Origin of the sequence: Paraburkholderia sp. SEWSISQ10-3 4, from assembly GCF_030464785.1 — a bacterium.
Classification (GTDB): Bacteria; Pseudomonadota; Gammaproteobacteria; order Burkholderiales; family Burkholderiaceae; genus Paraburkholderia; species Paraburkholderia aspalathi.
The window spans coordinates 55906-79963 of the sequence record NZ_JALPRI010000026.1 but is presented as its reverse complement, the minus strand read 5'-3'; the positions used below and the strand labels follow the sequence as shown (position 1 = coordinate 79963).

General features: G+C 62.7%; 17 protein-coding genes. 5 read left to right on the top strand and 12 right to left on the bottom strand.

What is annotated here, in order from left to right; genetic code table 11:
* Positions 1-9: 9 nt before the first annotated feature.
* The 6 genes from M0D68_RS31965 to deoC all read right to left on the bottom strand — a co-directional run bounded on the left by M0D68_RS31965 (position 10) and on the right by deoC (position 8456).
* Positions 10-1566, bottom strand: coding sequence for a sugar ABC transporter ATP-binding protein (locus M0D68_RS31965; protein ID WP_266226384.1), 1557 nt, complete (start codon positions 1564-1566; stop codon positions 10-12).
* A 94-nt stretch (positions 1567-1660) separates the two neighbouring features.
* Positions 1661-2665: an autoinducer 2 ABC transporter substrate-binding protein gene (locus tag M0D68_RS31960; RefSeq protein ID WP_093632922.1), complete on the bottom strand. Its 1005-nt coding sequence runs from the start codon at positions 2663-2665 to the stop codon at positions 1661-1663.
* Between the two features lie 137 nt (positions 2666-2802).
* Positions 2803-3873: an ABC transporter permease gene (locus tag M0D68_RS31955; protein ID WP_266226382.1), complete on the bottom strand. Its 1071-nt coding sequence runs from the start codon at positions 3871-3873 to the stop codon at positions 2803-2805.
* A gap of 34 nt (positions 3874-3907) precedes the next feature.
* Complete coding sequence (gene rbsK / locus M0D68_RS31950) at positions 3908-4873, bottom strand: ribokinase (RefSeq protein WP_266226381.1); 966 nt, start codon at positions 4871-4873, stop codon at positions 3908-3910.
* A gap of 162 nt (positions 4874-5035) precedes the next feature.
* On the bottom strand, positions 5036-7429 hold the full coding sequence (locus M0D68_RS31945; RefSeq protein ID WP_266226378.1) for an aldehyde dehydrogenase family protein: 2394 nt from the start codon (positions 7427-7429) through the stop codon (positions 5036-5038).
* 16 nt (positions 7430-7445) lie between these two features.
* Entirely contained in the window at positions 7446-8456 is a 1011-nt protein-coding gene (deoC, locus tag M0D68_RS31940) for a deoxyribose-phosphate aldolase (protein WP_200572176.1), read from the bottom strand.
* 252 nt (positions 8457-8708) lie between these two features.
* Between deoC and M0D68_RS31935 the strand changes: the two genes are divergently transcribed.
* The 4 genes from M0D68_RS31935 to dinB all read left to right on the top strand — a co-directional run bounded on the left by M0D68_RS31935 (position 8709) and on the right by dinB (position 13953).
* Positions 8709-10340, top strand: a complete 1632-nt coding sequence (locus M0D68_RS31935; protein WP_266226376.1) for a sugar ABC transporter ATP-binding protein — start codon at positions 8709-8711, stop codon at positions 10338-10340.
* Positions 10337-11338 carry an ABC transporter permease gene (locus tag M0D68_RS31930; protein ID WP_054038800.1) on the top strand — a complete coding sequence of 334 codons (1002 nt, stop codon included), beginning with the start codon at positions 10337-10339 and terminating at the stop codon, positions 11336-11338. Before M0D68_RS31935 ends, M0D68_RS31930 begins: the two co-directional genes overlap by 4 nt.
* Positions 11339-11457: 119 nt before the next feature.
* Complete coding sequence (locus tag M0D68_RS31925; RefSeq protein WP_200621349.1) at positions 11458-12603, top strand: substrate-binding domain-containing protein; 1146 nt, start codon at positions 11458-11460, stop codon at positions 12601-12603.
* Positions 12604-12786: 183 nt separating this feature from the next.
* Positions 12787-13953, top strand: coding sequence for a DNA polymerase IV (gene dinB, locus M0D68_RS31920; protein ID WP_266226374.1), 1167 nt, complete (start codon positions 12787-12789; stop codon positions 13951-13953).
* Here dinB and M0D68_RS31915 read toward each other — a convergent pair.
* The 6 genes from M0D68_RS31915 to M0D68_RS31890 all read right to left on the bottom strand — a co-directional run bounded on the left by M0D68_RS31915 (position 13950) and on the right by M0D68_RS31890 (position 23012).
* Positions 13950-15374, bottom strand: coding sequence for a heavy metal sensor histidine kinase (locus M0D68_RS31915; RefSeq protein WP_093632930.1), 1425 nt, complete (start codon positions 15372-15374; stop codon positions 13950-13952). The genes dinB and M0D68_RS31915 overlap by 4 nt on opposite strands.
* Positions 15371-16057, bottom strand: a complete 687-nt coding sequence (locus M0D68_RS31910; RefSeq protein ID WP_093632931.1) for a heavy metal response regulator transcription factor — start codon at positions 16055-16057, stop codon at positions 15371-15373. Before M0D68_RS31910 ends, M0D68_RS31915 begins: the two co-directional genes overlap by 4 nt.
* A 79-nt stretch (positions 16058-16136) precedes the next feature.
* Positions 16137-17624, bottom strand: a complete 1488-nt coding sequence (locus M0D68_RS31905; RefSeq protein ID WP_266226407.1) for an efflux transporter outer membrane subunit — start codon at positions 17622-17624, stop codon at positions 16137-16139.
* A gap of 29 nt (positions 17625-17653) precedes the next feature.
* Positions 17654-18877 carry an efflux RND transporter periplasmic adaptor subunit gene (locus M0D68_RS31900; protein ID WP_093632932.1) on the bottom strand — a complete coding sequence of 408 codons (1224 nt, stop codon included), beginning with the start codon at positions 18875-18877 and terminating at the stop codon, positions 17654-17656.
* Between the two features lie 41 nt (positions 18878-18918).
* Positions 18919-22143 carry an efflux RND transporter permease subunit gene (locus M0D68_RS31895; protein WP_093632933.1) on the bottom strand — a complete coding sequence of 1075 codons (3225 nt, stop codon included), beginning with the start codon at positions 22141-22143 and terminating at the stop codon, positions 18919-18921.
* Between the two features lie 434 nt (positions 22144-22577).
* Positions 22578-23012, bottom strand: a complete 435-nt coding sequence (locus tag M0D68_RS31890) for a VOC family protein (protein ID WP_200620951.1) — start codon at positions 23010-23012, stop codon at positions 22578-22580.
* 385 nt (positions 23013-23397) lie between these two features.
* Here M0D68_RS31890 and M0D68_RS31885 point away from each other — a divergent pair, with 385 nt between their 5' ends.
* Complete coding sequence (locus M0D68_RS31885) at positions 23398-24036, top strand: LysE family translocator (RefSeq protein ID WP_093633239.1); 639 nt, start codon at positions 23398-23400, stop codon at positions 24034-24036.
* Positions 24037-24058 lie beyond the last annotated feature (22 nt).

The following is a 24058-nucleotide window of genomic DNA, read 5'->3' as shown; positions in this document are numbered from 1 at the left end:
CGGCGTCCTTTATGCGGCTTCCGAAAGCAGCGCGTGATACAGGTCAGCTTCGCTCAGCGTATCGGCCTGATATTCGCTGGCCACACGCCCCTTCTTCATCATCAGGATGCGATCGCAGTTCTGCAGCAGCTCGGGCAGATCGTCGCTGATCAGAATGATGCCGATGCCGCGTTTCGACAGGCGCTGCATGATGCGATAAATGATGTCTTTCGAGCCGACGTCGACGCCGACCGTCGGTCCATGCAGAATCAGCACGCGCGGATCGATGGCGAGCCAGCGGCCGATGAGCACGCGCTGCTGGTTGCCGCCCGAGAGCGACTGCACGGGTTTGTCGACGCCGGGCGTCGCGATCTGCAAATCGTTCACCGTCTGTTCCGCGAGCGCCTGCGCGCGTGTGCGATCGATCTGGCCGAAGCGGTCCCGCAGGCTGGAGATCATCGCGGTAATCACGTTGTCGCGAATCGACTTGTCGAGAAACAGCCCTTCGTTCAGGCGGTCTTCGGGCACATAGCCAATACGATGATGTTTCGCGTCCGAAGGCGTGCGCAATGCAATCGCCTTGCCGTCGAGCAGCACCTGCCCCGATTGCGCCGCCGCAACGCCCGCGAGTGCGCGCGCGAGTTCGTTGCGCCCCGAATCGAGCAAACCGGTGACACCGAGAATCTCGCCTCGATGCAGCTGGAACGACACGTCGTTGAACTGCCCCGTACGCGTGAAGCCGCGCACGTCGAGTACGACATCTTGCCCTAACGTGCCTTCACGATAGCGCTCATTCGTCAGATGGCGTCCTGTCATCAGTTCGCTAATCTGCGCTTTGGTGAATTGCGCGATCGGTCCTTGCGCCATCTTCTGGCCATCGCGCAACACGATAACTTCACCGCCGATCGCATAACACTCGTCGAGCTTGTGGCTCACGAACAGCACCGTCACGCCCTGCGCGCGCAGGTTCGCGAGCACGGCGATCAGATTGTCGACTTCCTTCTGCGTGAGCGACGTGGTGGGCTCGTCCATGATGACGAACTTGGCCTCGCTGGCAATTGCGCGAGCAATCGCGACAAGTTGACGCGTGGCGAGCGGCAATTGCTCGATGAGGGTCGCCTGAAACTCGGCGTCGCCGGGCAAGCCGACCGATTCCAGCGCGCGCGCCGCCGTGCGCGCGAGCGCGCGCCGGTCGAACGTCCGCGCAAGCCGGCCTTCGTGCGTGGCCAGCTCGGCGGTAAGCGCGACATTTTCCGCCACGTTCATGTTGGGCAGCAGCGAGAGATCCTGATAGACGGTTTCGATTCCTGCCGCCAGCGATTCCAGTGCGGACAGCCGTGCATGCCGAACGCCTTCGATCACGAGTTCGCCTTCGTCGGGCGGCTGCGCGCCGGAGATGATCTTGATTAGCGTGCTCTTGCCGCAGCCGTTCTCGCCGAGCAGGTGATAGATCTGACCACGCTCGAACGACAGGCTCACCCCGCGCAATGCATGTACGCCGGTGAAACGCTTGTGCACGCCGACCACCTGCAGAAACGGCTGCGAGGTATCGGACTGCGGCTGCGAAGACGATACGTCCTGATTCATGATGGTGAGTCGCAAGTTAAGGCGTGTCCACACGGGCACGCCTTGAAGGAAGTCCCCCGAGGGGGACGCCGTGACACATGAAGCAAAAAACCAATCAGAACGGATACTGCTTGTAGTTCGACTTGTCGACATTCACCCAGCCCTGGCCGCGCACGATAATCCCTTTGCCCGGACCCTTAGCAACGGTGACCTTCGTGTAGCCCGGAATGCCGAGATCGGCGCCGTTCTCAACTGTCTTGCCGTCGATCAGCATCTGCGCGACCTTGTTCATCGCAATGCCTGCGAGCTTCGGATCCCAGAACGCAATGCCGTTGATCGCGCCGCTCTCGAGGAACTTGCCGGCTTCCGTCGGCAGGCCCGTACCGTAGACGCAGATCTTGCCCTGCATGCCGGCTTCTTCCACCGCGCGGCCGATGCCGATCACGTCGAGCGAGGACGAGCCCTGGAAGCCCTTCAGGTCCGGATGCTTGCGCAGCACTTCCTTCGCGACTTCATAGGCGCGCTCGCCGTCGTTATTGGTTTCGAGTTTCGGTTCGACCAGATCCATCTTCGGATACTTGGCTTTGGCGTTGCCGATGCCGCCGTCGGCCCATTGCACCTGCGAGCGGCTGCCGAGCGAACCGACCAGCGCAACCCACTTGCCGTCGTCGTGCATGCACGAGGCGAGACGCTCGTTCAGGCCGGCGCCGTAGGCCGTGTTGTCGAATGCTTCGATGTCGACCATCGTGTTCTTCGCGTTGTCGGCCTCATGGGTCACCACCTTGATGCCGCGATCCATCGCCTTCTTCAGTGCCGGTTCCAGCGTCGGCGGATCGTAGGGCACCACGGCAATCGCCGTGACCTTCTTCGCGATCAGATCTTCGATGATCTTCAACTGCTGTGCCGCATCCGCGCGGCCCGGGCCGGTCTGATACGCGTTCACGCCGGGGTTGTCCTTCGCGAATTGCTTGACGCCGTCGTCCATCCGGTTGAACCAGTTGATACCGGTCACCTTGACGACCGTGACGATCGTCTCGTTGGTTGCAGCCTGCGCAGCGGCGATCACGCCTACGGTAAGAGCGCCTGCCGCGAGCGCGGCACCCAGTCGAGTCAATTTCATGCGATGTCTCCTTTATCCTTCGATGTAGTTCGATGTCGCCCTACTTCACCATCACGGACAGTCAGGGCTCGTTGTCCGCCGCGTACTGAAACCTGGATTTGAAACCTGGGTTATGCCTTTTAAGTCTGAGCGTCGCGCTAACGTTTCGGGACTGTGCCGGAACTTGCGGCACTAGCACTCACGCCACCGCCACCGCCGCCGCCGCCGCCAAAACCGAAGATCGCCCGCACCCGCTCGCCGCCTGCAAACGCGAGTGACAGCAACAACAAAAATCCCCACGCGCAATCGCCGAAAAACTGCGATACGCCGAGCAGATTGAACAGACTCGAGAGGAACTGCAGCACGGTTGCGGCAAAGAACACGCAGATGATGCGGCCGTGACCGCCGGCGGGATTCACGCCGCCCATCACCGCGATCAGGATGGCGATCAGCAGATAGGAATTGCCATAGTCCCATTTCGCACTGGACGTATGGGTCGCGCTGATCAGACCAGCGAGCGACGCCAGCACGCCGCACATCGCATACGTCGTAATCAACATCCGCGCGCGCGGAATGCCCGCATAGAACGCCGCTTTGGGGTTGGTGCCCATCAGATAGAGACGCAGGCCGAACGGGCTGCGTCTGAGCAACCAGCCGAGCACGATCACCGCCGCGATAAAGATGCAGAACGCGATCGGCACCTGAAACACGGTACCGTTGCCGATATTCGACAAGGGGTCGACATAGTCGACATGCACCGAGGCGCCGTTGCTGAGCACCACCGCAAAGCCCGTGAACAGCAACTGCGTGCCGAGCGTGCAGAGAATCGGTGTGAGCCTGAGGCGCGCGATCACCACGCCGTTCAGGAGGCCGCCCAGCAGCCCCATCGCCACCACGATCGCGCAGAAGAGCGACGTGTAGAGCGCGGGCGAATCGTCGCCGTTGACAAAGTGCGGCACGACGAGCGCTGCAACCATCCCGGACAGGTTCGCGAGCCCGACACCTGACAGATCGATCCCGCCGTTGCCCGAGACCATCGACAACATGATGCCGAGCGCCAACAAGCCGAGTTCGGGCAACTGCCCGCCCATCGACTGCAGGTTGTCTATGTCGACGAATTGCCCATGCGAAAGCCACGTCGCGACCAGCACGACGAGTACATTGACGATCAGCAGAAAATTCAGTTGCCGGTCGCCGAACATTTTTCCAGCGGTGAACGAGGACTTCATGATGAGCGCGATCTCCTTCAGTCTTCGCGAACGGTCAGGACAGCGGCGAGGCGGCCTCGGCCGGCTGGCTCAACACGCGGTTCACTTCGTCAAGCGTCGGCATGGAAGGCGCCGTGCCCGGGCGCGTGACGGAAATGCCGGCGAGCGCGCAGCCGAAACGCAGCGCCGAGACGGCGTCGTCGCCGCGTGCAAGCGCCGCCGCGAAACCGCCCGTGAAGCCGTCGCCGGCGCCGGCGGTCTCCACCACGCGGCCGCAGTGATAGGCCGGCACGAGTATCGATTGGCTTGCCGAGTGCAGCAGCGCGCCGCCTTCCCCCAGCGTGACGATCACCGCGCCGACACCTTTGGCGAGCAGCACGTCGGCGGCACGGCGCGCGTCGTCGGCATTCGCGATCGGCACGCCGGTGAGCGCGGTGGCCTCGGTTTCATTCGGGGTGATGTAGTCGCACAACGGAAAGATGTCGTCGTCGAGCGGAAAGGCGGGCGCCGGATTGAACACGGTGATGACGCCGTGCCGGCGCGCCACTTCGAGCCCGCGGCGCGCGGCAGCCAGCGGCTGTTCGAGTTGCGTGACGAATACGCGCGCGGCGGCGATATCGGCTTCGATCGCGTCGACGTCGGCTGCCTCCATCGTGCCGGCCGCGCCGGAGGCGACGATGATCGCGTTCATGCCGGTGTTGTCGTCGACAAAGATATGCGCGGCGCCCGTGGACACGCCCTCCACTACCGAGGCGCGTGCCGTGATGCCTTCAGCGGCCCATGTGGCGCGCGCAATCTCACCGAACGCGTCGTTGCCGATGCGCGTGCAGAACACCACCTGGGCACCGGCGCGCGCCGCCGCCACCGCCTGATTTGAGCCCTTGCCGCCCGGCCCCATCGCGAAGGCCGTGCCGGCAATCGTCTCGCCGATCAGCGGCATACGTCCGGCGCGAAACGTCAGGTCGGTGACGTAGATGCCGAGAATGACGACACGCCCATTTCCTTGCAAAGACGTGTTCATTCGCGTTCCCCTTGAGGCGCGTTGATCGTGAGGCATGCGCGCGGGGCATGTATTGCGCGCAGCACCGCGGTGTTCCATTGCAGATCCAGATGCTTCAGCACGTTGTCTCCTCCATTTTCTGGTTGGCGTGCAGGGTGTTCAGGCGTAAGGGCCGACGTTCAATCAGTCTCCATACGGTATCCAGATGTTCTTCACCTGGACGGCCTGGCGCAGGAACGGCCGGCCTTCGCTCGAACGGTCGAACCAGTCGAACTGGCGGCCGTGATCGACGAACGTACGCTTCAGATTACCGATCGACTCGCGCTCGACCAGTGTCGAATCCGCCGCGTTGCCGAAACACCAGACGGCATCGACGTCGTCGTGTTTGGCGAGCGCCGGCAACAGCGCGCCACGTTCACCGGTGACGATGTTCAACACACCGGCCGGCACATCCGACGTTTCGGCTACCTGATAAAAGTCGGTCACCGTAAGCGGACATGAGACGCTCGGCAACACCACCACGCGATTACCCATGGCCAATGCGGGCGCCGCCAGCGAGACGAAGCCGAGCAACGGCGCTTCGTCCGGACAGGCAATGCCGATCACACCGAGCGGCTCATGCATCGCCAGCGCGACGCCGCGCAGCGGCGGCGTATGCACGGCGCCGTCGAACTTGTCGGCCCACGCCGCGTACGTGAAGAGACGCGCCACCGCCGCCTCGACTTCCGCATGCGCTGCCGCTTCCGTCGCGCCGTTTCTCGTTACGAGTTGCCGCGCGAACTCGTCCGCACGAATGGCCAGGTTCTCCGCGAGATAGAACAGCACCTGAGCACGGTTATGCGTACTTGCCTGCGACCACTTCTGCGCCGCGCGCGCCGCTTCGACCGCGTTGCGAATGTCCTTGCGGTTGCCCTCGCCCACTTCACCGACCAGCGTCCCATCCGGCGCGTGTACCGGCAGCGAAAAGCCGCTATCCGGACGCACCTGCTTGCCGCCGATAAAGAGTTTCGCGGTGCGATCGATCAGCGTGACGTTCGACAACGGATCGCGCTCGCCTGCGCCTGCCGTCTGTTCAGCGCGCACAGGCTGACGGACAGCAAGATCGAACCACGCCCGCGGTTTCAGATATTCGTAGATGCCCTCACGGCCGCCTTCGCGACCATAGCCGGACTCGCGATAACCGCCAAAGCCGACCGCCGCATCGAACAGATTGGTCGCGTTGATCCATACGACACCGCACGCGAGACGCGGCGCGATATCGAGCGCGCGGCCGATGGTCTCGCTCCACACGCTCGCGGCGAGTCCGTAGCGCGAATTGTTGGCGAGCGCAATCGCCTCATCCGGCGTGCGAAAGCTCATCGTGACCAGCACCGGTCCGAAGATTTCTTCCTGCGCGAGAGTAGATGCCGGCGCCACGCCGGTGACGAGCGTGGGCGGATAGAAGCAACCGCCGGCGGGCATCGTCGTATCGGGCGACTGCCACACCGCACAGCCTTCGCGCCGGCCGGTTTCCACCAGCGACTCGATGCGTTCGAGCTGCACCGGATCGACGATCGCACCGATATCGATACTTTTATCGAGCGACGTGCCGACGCGCAGCGTTTCCATGCGGCGCTTCAGCTTTGCGATGAAGCGCGCTTCGATCCCCTCCTGCACGAGCAGTCGCGAGCCGGCGCAGCAGACCTGCCCCTGGTTAAACCAGATCGCGTCAACCACACCTTCGACGGCGCCATCGAGATCCGCATCGTCGAACACGATGAACGGCGACTTGCCGCCGAGTTCGAGCGTCAGCGATTTGCCCGTGCCGGCCGTAGCCGCGCGAATCAGGCGCCCGACTTCCGTCGAACCCGTGAAAGCGATCTTGTCCACCCGCGGATGTTCGACGAGCGCGGCGCCCGTGCGGCCATCACCCGTGACAACGTTCAGCACGCCCGCCGGCAACCCCGTTCGATGAGCGAGTTCGGCGAACAGCAACGCGGTGAGCGGCGTGTATTCAGCCGGCTTCAACACGACGCAGTTGCCCGTTGCGATCGCCGGTGCGATCTTCCACGCGAGCATCAGCAGCGGAAAATTCCACGGCACGATCTGCCCGACGACCCCGAGCGGCGCGTAATCGGCGAATTCGCTCTCCTGCAACTGCGCCCAACCCGCGTGATGCAGGAAGTGCCGCGCAACGAGCGGCACGTCGATATCGCGCGTCTCACGAATCGGCTTGCCGTTGTCGAGCGCTTCGAGCACGGCAAAGAGGCGGCTATGGCGCTGGACCATGCGCGCAAGCGCATACAGATGCCGCGCCCGTCCGGCGCCGCCAAGCGCGAGCCAGCCCGGCTGCGCGGCACGCGCGGCCGCTACCGCAGCGTCGACGTCGGCCGCATCGCCCTGCGCGATCTCGGCAAGCCGCCCGCCTGTTGCAGGTGCGTGCGAAACAAAGTGCTCACCGGCGGCCGGCGCATGCCACGCCCCGCCGATGAAATGCCCGAAGCTCGCCTCATGCTGCGCGAGCCAGGCGCGCGCGGGTTGATCGTCCTCGGGTGCGGGACCGTACTCCATCGATGAAAAATACTCGGCTACGCTCATGGGATCGGTCTTCTGTTCAGGCTACGGGGTGACGGTTGAAAGCGGAGTAACGACCGCTGACGTGATGTTCGAGCTGGCGTTCGATATCGGCCAGCAGGCTCGAGGCGCCGATACGGAACAGCTCAGGTTCAAGCCACGGGCGGCCGAGCTCTTCCTTCATGAGGATCTGATAGGACAGCACCGACTTCGCGCTCGACACGCCGCCGGCCGGTTTGAAGCCAATCGGCACGCCGGTGCGCTCCTGGTACTCACGAATCATGCGCACCATCACCAGCGAAACATCCAGCGTGGCGTTGACGCCTTCCTTGCCGGTCGACGTCTTGATGAAGTCCGCGCCGGCCATCATGCAAACCATCGAGGCGCGCGCCACGTTGGAGAGCGTGCGAATGTCGCCGGTCGCCAGAATCGTCTTCAGGTGCGCGGGGCCGCAGGCTGCACGGAAGTCGCGCACTTCGTCGTAGAGCGCCTGCCAGTTGCCGGTCAGCACATATTCACGCGTGACGACAATGTCGATTTCCTGCGCCCCGTCCGCAACCGAAGCCTCGATCTCTTTCAGCTTCAACGGATGCGGAATCAGCCCGGCGGGAAATCCTGTCGACACCGCCGCGACCGGAATGCCGCTGCCCTGCAGCGCATCCACCGCCGCCGCGACGAAACGGTGATAGACGCAGACCGCGCCCGTCGTGATGCCTTGCGGCGCGATACCGAGCGCTTCGAGCAGATCGGCCCGCACCGGTTGGCGCGCCTTCGCACACAGGCGGCGCACGCGGCCTTCGGTGTCGTCGCCATTGAGCGTGGTGAGGTCGATGCAGGTGACGGCCTTCAGCAGCCACGCTGCCTGCGCATCTTTCTTGACGGTACGACGCGTGGCAAGGGTCGCCGTGCGCCGTTCGACCGCCGACTGGTTGACGCGCAAGCCGTCCAGCCAGGATGCGTCGAACGGCATGCCCGGGTTGCGCACCGGGTGAATGAGCGGGCCACCGCGCAGCGCGACGACCGAAGAAGAAAGCACAGGGGCTTCAGGCATAAGACATCCGAAAATTTGATGCGGCGCACAACACCCGCCGACAATTTGTTCCCACTTATGCTACAACGATTGATAGAATCATAACAAGTATTACGCTTCAATCATCACATAAGCAGGCACCCAAGCCCTGCGAGCGCCGCCAATGTTATTGACGCACCATATTCATGATGCGAAGATCACAACACGGCTTTGCCCGATAGCACCACATACAAAGAAAAGAATGTCGTCGTCTTGACGAAGGAGACATGCCAGATGAGTGAGCCGGTTGCGGTCGCGGCCGCGTCATCGCCTCAGGTTCCATTGATCCGTGTTGCGGGCGTCACCAAGCGATTTGGTGGCGTGCAGGCGCTGCGCGGCGTCAGCCTTGATGTGTTGCCCGGCGAAGTGCATGCCTTGCTCGGCGAAAACGGCGCGGGCAAATCCACGCTGATCAAGATCCTCAGCGGCGTTCACACCTACGACGACGGCGTCATCGAGATCGATGGCCAGACAGTGGCGTTCGAGTCGCCGGCGCGATCGCGTGAGGCGGGTGTTGCCGTGGTCTACCAGGATCTGAGCCTCGTCGAATCGCTATCGGTCGGCGCCAATCTGATGCTGGGGCGCGAGCCTCGCACACGCCTCGGCTTTGTGAAAAACCGCCAGCTCATGGCGACGGTTAGCGAGTTTCTTCGCTCGCACGGCATCCCGCTCGACCCGCGCACCGCCGTTGGCGCATTGCCGTTCGCCTACCGGCAAATGACTGAGATCTGCAAGGCGCTGATGGGCGACGTGCGGGTCCTGATCCTCGACGAACCCACCTCGGCGCTCACGGGCGGCGAAGAGCAGATTCTGTTCGACGCGATTCGCGCGGTCACGAACCGTGGCGTGGGCGTGATCTACGTGACGCATCGGTTGAATGAGGTGTTTCGTATTTCGCAGCGCGTCACCGTGTTCCGCGATGGCGCCAACGCCGGCACATTTTCGACGGCGGAGACCGATATGAAGCAGCTGGTCGCCGCGATCGTCGGTCCCGGCCATGCCGCGTTGCAGGCGCGGGAAAGGACGGCTGTCGGCGCTACCGGTGATGAATCCGCTGTTGGAGCGCAAACATCGGCCACAGCCAATGCCGCCGCGGTAACCGTTCTCAAATTGTCGAACGTGAGCAATGACAGGCTTCACGACGTCGACCTCACGGTTCGTCCTCGCGAGATCCACGGGCTCGCGGGATTGATCGGCAGCGGGCGCACGGAAATTCTGCAAACCATCTTTGGCATTCGCAGGATCGACGCGGGCGCCATCGAGATCGGCGGCCAATCGCGCTCGCGTATCACGCCCGCCGAAGCCATCCAGCTCGGCATAGCGCTCGTGCCTGAGGATCGTCATCTTGAAGGGCTTGTTCTCGATCATTCGATCGAACGCAACCTGACCTTGCCGCGGTTGCCGCAATTTTCTCGCTGGGGATGGTTGCGCAGCCAGGCGGCCGTCAACCAGGCGAAGCGCTCGATGAAAGAGCTGGCCGTCAAGGCGCCCGGCTCCTCGACCGCGGTCAAGTTTTTATCCGGCGGCAACCAGCAGAAAGTGGTCTTTGCAAAGTGGAACCATCCGCGCCCCACGCTTCTGTTGCTCGACGAACCGACTGTCGGCGTCGACGTCGGCGCACGCGAGGAGATCTACGGCGTAGTGCATGACGCCGCGCGAGCGGGCACGGCCGTGCTCGTCGTGTCCTCGGACCTCGATGAACTGTTGCGCCTGTGCGGCCGGATTTCGATCGTCGCGGACGGCTCGATCGTCAAGACCGTCGAGCGCGCCGAACTCGCCAACGCCGAAGCGCTTCATCACTTGATCCAGCTGTCCCGTTCTTCCATCGAGTCCCCCGAGGGGACTTCTTTCGAGCGCGCAATATGAACGACTCTGTCTCGCCGCTGACGGCTAAACGGCAGGCATCGCCACCGCAGAAGAGCCGTATGCGGCGCCTCGCGCAACTCCTCCTGCAAGGCGACCGGCCCTATGCACTCTACGGCGCGTTCGCGATCCTGCTGGTGGTGTTCAGCTTTGCCTCGCCGTGGTTTCTCTCCATCGACAACTTCCTGAATATCGGCCGGCAGACCGCACTGGTCTCGATCGTCGCGATCGGCATGACCTTCGTGATCATTGCGCGGCAGATCGATCTGTCGGTGGGCTCGACCTTGGCGCTCTCGGGCATGTCCGCGGCGCTCGCCATGTCGCATGTCGGCGACAGCTGGATCATCGGCGCGATTGCCGGCATCGGCACCGGCGCAATCGTCGGCGCGATCAATGGCGTCGTCACCACGCGGCTGAACATTCCCTCGTTTCTCGTGACGCTCGGCACCTTGAGCGCGGCACGCGGACTCGCGCTGATGGTGACGACAACCCGGCCCGAGATCATCACCAACGACTCGTTCATCTCGATCTTCGGCGAGGGCGATATTGCCGGTGTGCCGGTGCCGATCATCTGGACGGTGCTGACCGTGATCGCCGGCATCCTGCTGCTGCATTACAGCGTGTTCGGCCGGCAGATCTATGCGGCCGGCGGCAATCCGACTGCGGCGCTCTACTCCGGCATCAACACGCGGCGCGTGACCACCCTCGCCTTCATTCTCACCGGCGCGCTGGCCGGGCTTGCGGCGCTCGTGCTCGCCGCGCGCTCGCACGCGGCGCGGCCCGATGTCGTGCAAGGGCTCGAGCTCGATGTGATCGCTTCTGTGACGCTCGGCGGTTGCAGTCTGTTCGGCGGCCGCGGCTTCGTGCTCGGCACGCTGCTCGGCAGCCTCATCATCGGCACGCTCAATAACGGGTTGGTACTGCTGGGCGTCAGTTCGTCGCTGCAACTGGTGATCAAGGGCGCCATCATCGTCGCGGCTGTGGCGTTTACCAGGAAGTGATTCAGGAAGTAACCAGGGAAATGAGGAAAGCACGTCGATCACGCGAGATGTCACGTGCCCGCGTTGTTCGTGAATGGCAGGAGACGTAACACAAACATGAAGACCAACGGAGAAGAATCATGAAACATCGTCGTGGCTCAGGAAGTGTTCTACCCACTCTCATGGCGGCGGCGGCCGTCCTGGCACTGGCTTCATCGGGAGCCTACGCGCAATGCGTGACCAGCTTGCCGGCCGGTTCGATCGGACCGAAAACGATCGTCGGGCAAGGGCCGAACGGCGAAAAAGCGGCCTCAGTGGATGCCGTGAAGCTGAGCGACGCCGACATCGCCAAAATCAAGGCTGGCAAATTCAAGGTCGGCATTTCGATGCAGACCATGAATCTCGACTGGTCGCAACTGCAGGTGCAAGGCATCACGGACACGCTCAAAAAATACGGCGTGGAAGTGATCGGCACGGCTTCGGCGGAATACCAGGTCGACAAGCAGATCGCGGATATCGAGAACACCATTCAGCGTCACCCGGACGGCATCATCTCCATTCCTGTCGACGGCACGGCCACGGCCGCCACCTACAAGAAAGTGTCCGAGGCCGGGATCAAACTCGTGTTCATGGACAACGTGCCAACTGGCCTCAAGCATCCTGAACAATACGCAGCGATGATTTCCGCCGACAGCGAAGGCAACGGTCAGATCGCCGCGAAAGTACTCGCTTCGTGCGTCCCGCAGGGCGCGACGATCGGGCTGGTGAATTTCGGCGTGGATTACTTCAGCACGACGGAACGCACCAAGGCCGTCAACGACTGGATCAAGAAGAATCGTCCGGACATCAAGATTAAACAGGTCGCGTTTACGGACCCGTCGAAAGTGGGCCAGATCGCGGGCGATTTCCTCACCGGCAATCCGGACGTGAAGGGGCTGTTCGCCGTCTGGGATCAACCAGCGCTCGACACACTGACGTCGATGCGCGCGCAAGGCGTGAACATTCCCGTCACAACGGTCGACCTGGGCCTTCAGTCCGCGATCGAGATCGCCAAGGGCGGACCGCTCAAGGCAACCGGCTCGCAGCGCCCGTACGATCAAGGCGTGGCCGAAGCCATGGCGATGATGAAGGCGCTGATCGGCCAGACGCCGCCAGCATGGATTGGCGTGCAGTCTCTGCCGGTGGTTCAGTCGAACGTGCTCGAGTCGTATAAGACGGTGTTCAAGAAAGACCCGCCGCCCCAGCTTGCGGACGCCTGCAAGAAAGCCAAGCCGGCTTGCGGCTAACGCTTCAAGCGCGGCACCTTGCCCCGGCGGAGCAAGGTACTATTACGGTTTGGCGTCCGGCGTGCAGCGCATCATGGCTCGCACGTCCTGACGCCCGACGCAGCAAGTCATACGATCGGGCAGCACGGCACATGCATCGACTGTTATGCTCGCTGCCCGCACCGTCACCCGTTTCCGCCAGCCATGAGTTCTGCAAGCCGCCACATCGCGCACCTGGACATGGACGCGTTCTACGCGTCCGTTGAACTCCTGCGCTATCCGCAACTGCGCGGCAAGGCGGTGGTGATCGGCGGCGGCCGCAATGCCGTGCCGCAAAAGCTCGAAGACGGCAGCCTTCGCTTTGCAAAGCTGCGCGATTACGCGGGCCGCGGCGTGGTGACCACCTCCACTTACGAGGCCCGCGCGCTCGGCGTGTTCTCCGCGATGGGCATGATGAAAGCCGCCGTGCTCGCGCCGGAGGCGATTCTGCTACCCACCGATTTCGAGTCGTATCGTCACTACTCGCGCCTGTTCAAACAGGCGGTCGCCACCTTCACCGATCGGATCGAAGACCGCGGCATTGACGAAATCTATATCGACCTCACCGAGTTGCCGGGCGAGCCGCGCGAGATCGCCGCGCGCATCAAGCAGGCCGTCAATCAGGCGACCGGTCTCACCTGCTCCATTTGCGTGGCGCCGAACAAGCTACTGGCGAAGATCGGCTCCGAACTCGACAAACCCGACGGCCTCACGATCCTCACGCCTGCGGATGTGCCGTTGCGCGTCTGGCCGTTACCGGTGCGCAAGGTCAATGGAATCGGGCCGAAGGCCGCGGAAAAACTCACCTCGCTCGGCCTCGCCACGGTCGGCGATCTGGCGGCGGCGGACGCGGGTTTGTTGCAGGACAACTTCGGACGCAGCTACTCGGCCTGGCTCATGCAGGTCGCGCAAGGCTACGACGAGCGGCCGGTCGTGGTCGAGTCGGAACCCAAGTCGATGAGCCGCGAGACGACCTTCGAACGCGATCTGCATCCACGTCACGATCGTCCGGCCCTTTCCAGTTCGTTTACCAGCTTGTGTGTGCGGGTCGCGGAAGACCTGGTGAGGAAGGGCTATGTGGGGCGCACCGTGGGCATCAAACTGCGCTACGACGACTTCCGCACAGTCACGCGCGATCTGACGCTCGACGAACCAACCGCCGACGCCACCGAGATCCGGCGCGCCGCAACGGAATGTCTGAGACGGGTGGAATTAAAGCGCAAGCTGCGGCTGCTGGGCGTGCGTGTGAGCGCATTGACACCGGCCAACGCGCAACCGGCAAAGCGGCGCGTGCCGGTTCAGGCCGACTTGCCTTTTACCAGCAAAGATTAACCTGCTGCTTCCGCCGGGACACCGGCATTCACACGCGCCGCCGGCAAACTGGCTTCCATACTCGACGCCGCAATCGAAAACGCAAACGTGTTAACGCCGTTCGCGCTTTCCACCGACACCGTGCCGCGATGCATCTCGGCAATCGCCTTCACGATCGCAAGACCCAGGCCGTGGTTTTCGCGGCTATTGGTGCGGGACACTTCCGCGCGATAGAACCGGTCGAACAGATGTTCAAGCACGGCCGGCTCGATCGGCTCGCCCGGGTTGGCGACCGCTACGCGCAACTGATCCGCTACTTCCAGGATCGTTACCGTAATCGCCGCGCCAGGCGCGCAGTGCTGGATCGCGTTCATCAGCAGATTCGTGCAGGCGCGGCCGAACAGCGAGCGGTTCACACGCGCCACCGCATCGCCGCGCAACTGCGCATGCACGCGTGCTTCTTCCAGCGGAATCTCGAGAAACTCCAGCGTATGCGCAACTTCCGCAGCCAGCGACACCTCGACGAGGCCCGTCGCGCGTTCGCCCTGGTCGGCGCGAGCGAGGAACAGCATGTCGTTGATAATCGCGCGCATACGTTCGAACTCTTCGAGGTTCGATTGCAGCGTATGGCGCAAATCGTCGACGGAGCGGTTGCGTGTCAACGCCACTTCGGTCTGGCCGATCAGAATCGTCACCGGTGTGCGCAATTCATGAGCGACGTCCGCGTTGAACGATTCGAGGCGGCCGTATGCGCCGTCCAGACGTTCGAGCGCGCCGTTGAACGAGTTGGCCAGATCGCTCAATTCGAGTGGCAGCGAGGCCGTATTCAGACGCTGTGAGCGGTTATTCGGACTCACCGCGGACGCTTCTCTCGTCAGGCGCGTCAACGGCGCAAGACCGAGCCGCGCGACCGAGTAACTCAGCAGCAGCACGGCGAGACTGCCCAACGCGGACAGCGCGGCGAGCGCCGCCCCGAACACGCGCATTGTGCGGGTATTCGGCGAACAACTGGCGGCGACCTGCAATTGCACAGGTGGGCGGGCCCCGTAAGCCGGTATCGTCACCGTGATGGTCAGCATGTCCGCGCCGCCGCCGACGGGCGATACCCTCGCATAGCCACCCGGCCAGCTCGACACCACGGGCCCCTCGATGGGCTTGCCATAGTGAAAATACGGATCGGTACTCGACACCGCGTACACGGTGCTGCCGTCGTGCGGCATCATGTCCGTGAGTTTTTCGCGCGCCATGCGCCACTTCTCCGGCGTCACCGCGTGATAGACGATGATGCGCGCGATCTCGGTACGATCGTCGAGCGATTCGCGCAAATGGTGTTCGAGTTGCGTGCGCAGCACCAGAAACAGCCCGGTGCCGATCAGCGTGAACACCAGTAGCGCCACGAGTGCAAACATCAACGCAAGGCGGCGCGCGATTGAACGGTTCATGATTGCTCTGCCTCTTCACGCACTTCGAGCACGTAGCCCATGCCGCGCACGGTGTGCAGCAGCTTCGAGGAAAACGGGCCGTCGAGCTTGGCGCGCAATCGTTTGATCGCGGTCTCGACCACGTTCGTATGGCTATCGAAGTTGACGTCCCACACGAGTTCGGTGATGGCGGTCTTCGAGAGGATGTCGCCTTGCCGGCGCGCCAGTACGCTCAGCAACTGGAATTCCTTTGCGGTCAGATCGAGGCGTATGCCGTCGCGGGTGGCGCGCCGGCCGATCAGATCAACGAACAGATCGCCGACGGAAATCAGCGTAGATTCCTGCGAACGCGTGCGGCGCGCCAGCGCATGCAGCCGCTCGACCAGTTCGAGAAAGGAAAAGGGTTTGGTGAGGTAGTCGTCGGCGCCTTCGCGCAGGCCACGCACACGGTCGTTCACGTGATCGCGGGCAGTGAGCATGATGACCGGCGTCGACTTGCGCATGCGCAGCGCCTTCAGCACGCTGAAGCCGTCGCGTTTGGGCAGCATGACATCGAGGACGATCACGTCGTAATCGAATTCGGTGGCGAGATGCATGCCTTCCTCGCCGTCGAGCGCCACGTCGACAACCCAGCCCTGCTCTGTCAAACCGGAGCGCAGGTAGTCCACCACCTTATGCTCGTCTTCAACGATCAGCAATTTCATGCGCGTCCCCTTGTATGTGCATTATACGAAACGCCTCGTTTTTCCTCTTTCCTGTCTGGCCGTGTCATTGTCGGGCGGCTCACTTCGCGGGAGCCATCGCCTCCTTCGTTGCATTGCCGGGCGGCTGCGCGCCCGCTACGTCCGCGGCATCCCAGCCGCCGCCCAGCGCCTTCACCAGTGAAACCGAGAGGGTCATCTGCTGGCCGTGGATCTGCACGTCCTGACGCTCGCTGGTCAGCAGCGACTGCTGCGCGGTGATGACGTCGAGGTAAGCGACCAGGCCGCCCGAATAACGATCGTTGGCGAGCGCCAGAAGATGCTGTGCATCGGTCACCGCCTCACGCGACTGCTTCGACGCGCCATCCAGAACGGAGAGGCCGGTGATGCCGTCCTGCACCTGCTGGAATGCATTGAGCACGGTTTGGCGGTAGTTCGCCTCGGTGGCCTTGTAGCCTTCGCTCGCAAATTGCACGTTCGCCGCACGGCGGCCGCCGTCGAACAGCACCTGGCCCACTGCAGCGCCGAGCGTCCACATCAGCGTCGGCGCGCTAAACAGGCTCGCGAACTGCGTGCTTTCCCAGCCGATGCTCGGCGTCAGCGTCAGGCTCGGAAAGAACGCCGCCTTGGCGACGCCGATCTGCGCATTCGCCGCGGCCATCGCGCGCTCCGCCGAGGCGATATCCGGACGGCGTTGCAAGACGTCGCTCGGCAAACCGAGCGGAATCGCCGGCACCTGTGTCGCGAGCACTTTGGGCTCGATCGCGAATTGCGGCGCGGGCACGCCGACCAGGGCGGCAATCGCATGTTCAAACTGTGCGCGCTGATTCAGCAGGAGTTGCGCCTGCACGCGCGTCGAATCGAGCAGCGACTTCTGCTGCAACACGTCGAGCCCGGACACCGAACCGAGATCGTGCTCGGTCGTGACGTAATCGAGTGCCTTTTGCTGCAGTTTCACCGATTGATTCAGCACGTCGATCTCGGCGTCAAGTTCACGCAGCGAGAAATAGTCGGTGGCGAGATCAGTGGTGAGGACGAGCCGTGCGTTGGCGAGGTCGTCGGCCGATTGCTGCGCGGAGGCCGCGGCGCCCTCCACTTCACGACGTATCCGGCCGAATAGATCGGTGTCGTAGTTGATCGTCGGGCCAAGTTGCAGATTGTTCTGTACTGTCGACGTGGTCGGCGTGTTGTAATTGGTCAGCGGGCGATCCTGCGAAATTCTGAAGCGCGACCCGGACGCTCCGAGATCGACTTCAGGAATCTGCTGCGCACGGGTGTTCGCCAGCGTCGCTTTGGCCTGCGCGTAATGTGCGCTCGCCGCAGCCAATGTCTGATTCTGCGCGAGCGCCTGCGTTTCCAGCGTCCCGAGCGTCTGATCGTCGAAGGCGCTCCACCAGTCCAACGAGATCGGCGCATGCGAAGGCGCCGCGACGCGCCAGTACGAATCGGTTTGCCAGGTTGGCGGCACCTCGGCTTGCGGCCGCTGATAGTCCGGGCCGACTGTGCATGCAGCCAGCAAGGCCGCACTCGCGGTGACCGCCAGCGCCGTTCGTGTCGCTCGCGATGTCAGTGCCCGATAAGCACTCGCCTGCTTCGCGATCACGACGCCCCCTTGCCGTTTTTCTTCGGCTGCGTGATCAGCACATGATCGCCGTCCGCGATCGAATCGCTCGGGTTGATGATGACCTTGTCGTTCGCCTCGATCCCGCTTTCGATTTCGAGCGACTGTCCCAGGTCCTGCGCGATCACGACCTTGTGCAAGGCCACAGTGCCGTTCGCATCGACCACCGCGACCCGCGGACCTTCTGCGCGGAACAGCAAGGCATTGCCCGGCACCATCAGTTGCGCATGCGCCGCCGCCGGCACGGCTACCTGCACATACGCGCCCGGCCGCAGCTTGTCGTCAGGATTCGGCAAGGTCACTTCGACTTGCAACGAACGGGTCGGCACGTCGATCGCGCCGGAGATGTGCGTGATCGTGCCGTGAAACTGCTGCCCCGGCAATTCAGCCTGCGTCACCACCACCTTCTGCCCGACCGACACGTTTTGCGCGTACGCCTGCGGCAATTGCACATAGACCCGCAACGGGTCCGATTGCGCCAGCGCGAACAATGCACGACTCGTGCCGCTGCCCGCGTCGATCAGATCGCCGACATCCACATTGCGCTGCGTGACCACGCCCGCAAATGGCGCGACGATGCGCTTGAACGATTCGAGTTGCTGCAGGCGTTTCACGTTGGCATCGGCGGCAGCGAGATTGGCCAGGTCCTGCGAGTAGGTGCTGGTCCGTTCGTCGAGTTCCTGCTGCGAAACCGCATCGCGTTGACGCAGTTGCTGCCAGCGTTCCATCGAGCTTTTGGCGAGGCCGAGACTCGAACTGGTTTGCGCGCGCTGCGCCAGCGCCTGGGCGAGTTCCTGATCGATCTCGGGCGTATCCAGATCGGCGAGCAGTTGCCCCTGCTTCACGCGCGTGCCGATATCGGCGTACCAGTGCAGCAGATAACCGGTGGAACGCGCATAGATCGGCGATTCCACAAAGCCGCGCAACGTGCCCGGCAACAAGGTGTTGCCACCGCCCTCGGTTTGCGTCGGACTGACCACGTTCACATACTGCGTGGCGTTCTGCTTCGTCGTCTCGGCGACCGAGCGGCTTTGCAGAACATTCGCGATCACGGTGCGCAACGCGCCCACGGCGAGCAGCGCCAGCACGATCCAGATGGCGATTTTGGCGCGCTTCCATTCGCGATTGCGCGGGGGCAAGGCGTGGCCGCCTTCGGTCTCTCGCGCGGGAATCGCCAGCGATGCATGGGTTTTTTCGGTCATCTCAGTCAGCCATCTCAGTCAGCCGTCATTTACATTGAACGTTACGCGGGCTTGCCTGCGCCGCCGTGGTCAGGCGCGGGGCCGTCGTTACCGTGGCCGCCCGTGGTATCCGTGTCGTCATCGTCGCGATGGCGCCGCGCGAGGCGGGTATGAATACCTGCGAACACCAGTGGCACAAAAAACAGCGTGGACACGGTGGCGAATAGCAAGCCACCGATCACCGCGCGGCCGAGCGGCGCGTTCTGCTCAGCGCCCTCGCCGAGCCCCAGCGCCATCGGAATCATGCCGATGATCATCGCGAACGCCGTCATCAGCACCGGCCTGATCCGGCTAGCACCGGCTTCGAGCGCGGCGGTGAGCGGCGGCGCCCCGGAGGAGAGCCGCTGGCGCGCGAACGACACCATCAAAATACTGTTGGCGGTAGCGACGCCCATCGTCATGATCGCCCCCGTCAAGGCGGGCACGCTCAAGTGCGTGCCGGTCAGGAACAGCATCCAGACGATGCCCGCCAGTGCCGCGGGCAATGCGCTGATGATGATCAGCGGATCGACCCACGACTGGAAATTCACCACGATCAGCAGGTACACCAGCACAATGGCCATCGCCACGCCGATCCCGAGACCGAAGAACGAACTGCGCATGGTCTGCACCTGCCCGCGCAAGGTGATCTGGCTACCGCGCGGCAACGAGGCCCGCACGTTGTTCACCAGCTTGTCGACCTGCGTGGCCACGCTGCCCAGGTCGCGCTTTTCGACGCTCACGTACAGGTCGATCACCGGCCTGATGTTGTAGTGCGTGACTTCCGCGAACTGATTCTGCGGCGAGACGCGCACCAAGTTGCCGAGCAGTTGCGTCGGACCGTTGGCCGAGGCCGAAACGGGCGTGCGCAACAACTCATCGATCGACGAGATCTGATACTGCGGCGTCTGCACCGCGACGCTGTATTCGACACCGTTCTTGTTGTTGAACCAGAAACCCGGCGAAGTCTGCGAACTGCCCGACAAGGAAATCAGTACATTTTGCGCCACATTGCTTGCACTCAGATTGAGTTGTTGCAGGCGCGTGCGATCCATCTGAAGATTGATCGCCGGTTCGTCCAGTTTTTGCTGGATGTGGGTGTCGACGGTGCCGGGAATCATCCGCACCTGTTTCAGCAGCTTGCGCGCAACGTCGAAGTTGCCCTGCTGATCCGCGCCGGAAATCTGCACGTCCACGGCGGCGGGCAAGCCGAAGTTGAGAATCTGCGTGACGATGTCGGCCGGTTGAAAGAAGAACTCGACGCCCGGAAAACGCTGCGGCAGGATCGCGCGCAGTTTGTCCATGTAGATTTGCGTCGGGTGGTGGTCTTCTTTCAGGGCGACCTGAATTTCGCCGTCGAGCGTGCCGATCGTGCCCGCGTTGCTATACGAAAGATTGATACCGCTATACGGCAAACCGAGGTTGTCGAGGATCGTGCCGAGTTCGTCGGCCGGCACGACCTCGCGGATCACCTTCTCGACTTCGTCCGCGAGACGCGCGGTTTCCTCGATGCGCGTACCGGTCGGCGCACGCATGTGGAGACGAATGTCGCCGGCGTCGACGCTCGGAAAGAAGTCTTCACCGAGCACGAAAACCAGACCCATCGACACCACGCAGAAGCCGAGGAACAGGCTGCCGAACATGCCGCGCCGCACCAGCACGCTGCTGAGAATCACGATGTAGGTGGACCGCATGCGCTCGAAGCCGTGATCGAAACGCAGGTAGATGCGCCGAAACACGCTCGGCCGGGCATCGGCCTTGGGCTTGTGCGCATGGCCCATCAGCAGCATGGCCAGCGTCGGCACCAGCGTACGCGACAAAACGTACGAGGCGAGCATTGCGAACACCACCGCTTCGGCAAGGGGCACGAACAGATAACGCGCGACGCCGGTCAGGAAGAACATCGGCACGAACACGATACAGATACACAGCGTGGAGACGAGCGCCGGTATCGCGATTTCGCCGGCGCCGTCGAGAATCGCATCGTGCAGATTCGTGCCCATATGCAGGTGCCGTTCGATATTCTCGATCGTCACCGTCGCATCGTCGACCAGAATCCCGACCGCGAGCGCAAGGCCGCCCAGCGTCATGATATTGATGGTTTGCCCGAGCGCGTGCAGGGCGATCAGCGAGGACAGAATCGACAGCGGAATCGAAATCGCGATGATGCAGGTGCTGCGCCAATTGCCGAGGAACAGCAGGATCATCGCGGCCGTCAACGCCGCGGCAACCAGCGCCTCACGCACCACGCCCTGCACCGCCGCTTTCACGAACACGGACTGATCGAACAGGGCCGTGATGTTCAGGTCCGGCGGCAACGCGGCGCGCGCCGCCGGCAGAATGCCTTGCAGCGTATTGACGATCGAAAGCGTCGAGGCGCTACCGTTCTTCAGCACCGACATCAGCACGCCGCGGTGTCCGTCCTGCCGCACGATATTGGTCTGCGGCGAGAAGCCGTCGCGCACGTGCGCAACTTCACGCAAGTACGTCGTCGCGCCATTGAGCGTGCGCACCGGAATGTCGTTAAGCCCTTCCACCGTGGCGGGCGAGCCGTTCATGTTGATCGTGTATTCCTTCGGCCCGATCTTGGCCGTACCGGTCGGCAGAATCAGGTTTTGCGCGTTGAACGCGCTGACCACATCCGAAGGCGTCAGGCCCTTTGCGAGCAAGGCGCGTGTGTCGAGGTCGACCGAGATCAGACGTGATTTGCCGCCGTACGGGTACGGTACGGCCGCGCCCGGAATCGTCACCAGTTGCGGGCGCAGGAAGTTCAGTGCCGTGTCGTTGAGCGCCTGCTCGGAGAGCTTCGGGCTCGACAAACCGAGCTGGATCACCGGAATGCTGGAAGCCGAATAACTGATCACCAGCGGCGGCGTCGCGCCTGGCGGCATCTGCTTGAGCTGCGCCTGTTCCACAGCCACGGTTTGCGCGATCGCGGTCTGGATGTTCGCGTTCGGCTGCAGGAACACCTTGAGAATCGTGATGCCCGCGAGCGACTGCGATTCAATGTGCTCGATGTCGTTGACCGTGGTGGTCAGGCTGCGCTCGTTGACGGACGTGATGCGGTTGGCCATGTCTTCGGCCGACAACCCCGTGTAATTCCAGATGATGCTGACCACCGGAATATTGATCTCCGGCAGCACGTCGACCGGCGTGGTCAACAGCACAAATGGCGTCGCCAGCAAGATCAGAATGGCCATCACGATGAACGTGTATGGCCGCTTAAGCGCAACGTTGACGATCCACATGAAACGCGCCCGAGAGAATGCAGGTAAGGAATGGGAGGGGATGGGTGAATCCGTACCTATGCTAGATCCATAGTACCAACGCCTGCATGGCGCCAAAATGGCCAGATTGTCAGGAAGGCTAATGTAAGGAGAAGCAGCGCTTCAAACGCACGCGGGTTCATGCCGCGCAAACGTTTGATGAGAGGTAGATACGCTCTTTTAAGGGTGTTGCCAAAGGCATGTCTCGCCGAACTGCCGCGAGACATGCCTTCAGAATAAGTTATGGAAAGCAAATACCTTACGCTCCGGCGCCGATTCCGGGATTCATTCCGGCGCGGCCGGTGAATCGCCGAGCTTTAGCGCCAGGCAAAAAGGCCGGTCAACATGATTGTTGACCGGCCTTTTCGTTTCGAAGCACCGGCGCGTGCCGCCGGCGCCCTCGCACCTACATCACTTCACTTCGCAAACAACGACGACATATCGGCAAACGCCTTGAATTCCAGTGCGTTGCCCGACGGATCGAGGAAGAACATCGTGGCCTGTTCGCCGACCTCGCCCTTGAAGCGCACGTGCGGTTCGATGATGAAGTCGATGCCGGCCTTTTGCAGTTTGTCCGCTGCGGCCTGCCATTGCGCCATCGAGAGCACCGCGCCGAAGTGGCGCACCGGCACCGCGTCGCCGTCGACCTTGCTAGTGTGACGGTGGCCGATTTCCTCTGGTGCGAGGTGCGCGACGATCTGATGTCCATAGAAGTTGAAATCGATCCATTCCGGGGAGCTGCGCCCCTCCGGACAGCCGAGCAGCTCGCCATAGAACTCGCGGGCCGCGGCGAGGTTATGCACGGGAAACGCCAGATGGAACGGCGGCAAAACGGTGTCGGCAACGCTCATGGTGGGGGAACTCGCTGAAGGTAAAGGGGGTTCGTGCATCGGTCAATGAAGCGGCCCGGAAAAGCGCACGCATGGGCCAGATTTTAACCATGATTAAAAATGGTGAAAAACGATATATATTTGATCTGACCAACACCAAAATCGATAAATCGACCATGCTCAGCGAACGGCGTTGATTCCGAATACAGCCGGACTCGGCACGTGGCCCGCCAGAGTAGCCCCGCGTTGCCCCACAAACGCCCGATTGTGCAGCCGCACGTGAGATCAACTGTATCTGTGAGATTCGCACACGGGCGAGCAAAATGGTTGTTCGCGCATCGATCCATGCGATTCCCCCGTGCCGCAACGAGCGGCGCAGTTCGCCCTCGCCGAGGTTCACACGCCCATGACCGCCAGCTCCTTCCTCACCGCCGATGTCCTGATCGCCTACAGCGCCTACTTCGTCGGCACGGCGAGTCCGGGGCCAAGCAATCTCGCGATCATGTCGCTGGCGATGAGCGCCGGCAGAAAATCCGCGCTCACCTTCGCGCTCGGCGTGGTGTCCGGTTCATTCTTCTGGGCGTTGCTGGCGTCGCTGGGTTTGTCGGCGGTACTCGCCACTTACTCGGAATGCCTGGTGGCGATCAAGATTGCCGGCGGACTTTATCTGCTGTGGCTTGGCTTCAAATCCGCGCGCTCGGCATTCAGCGCGGAAAAGCTGCCTACGAATACCGCACGCGAAGGCGAACCGCTCAAACGGCTCTATCTGCGCGGCCTGTTGCTGCATCTCACCAATCCGAAAGCGATTCTGGTGTGGCTCTCGATCGTTTCGCTGGCTATGTCGCCGGCGGGCGGCACGTCGCACACTGCGCCGGTGGTGCTCGGCTGCATGGTGATCGGCGTATCCGTGTTCAGCAGCTACGCGGTGCTGTTTTCAACTGCGTCCGCACGGCGCATCTACGTCGCGATCCGTCGCTGGCTGGACGGGTCGCTCGCGATCATGTTCGGCATTGCGGGGATCAAGCTGCTGACTTCGAAAAGCTAGCCGCGTCTTCGGGGTGCGCCCG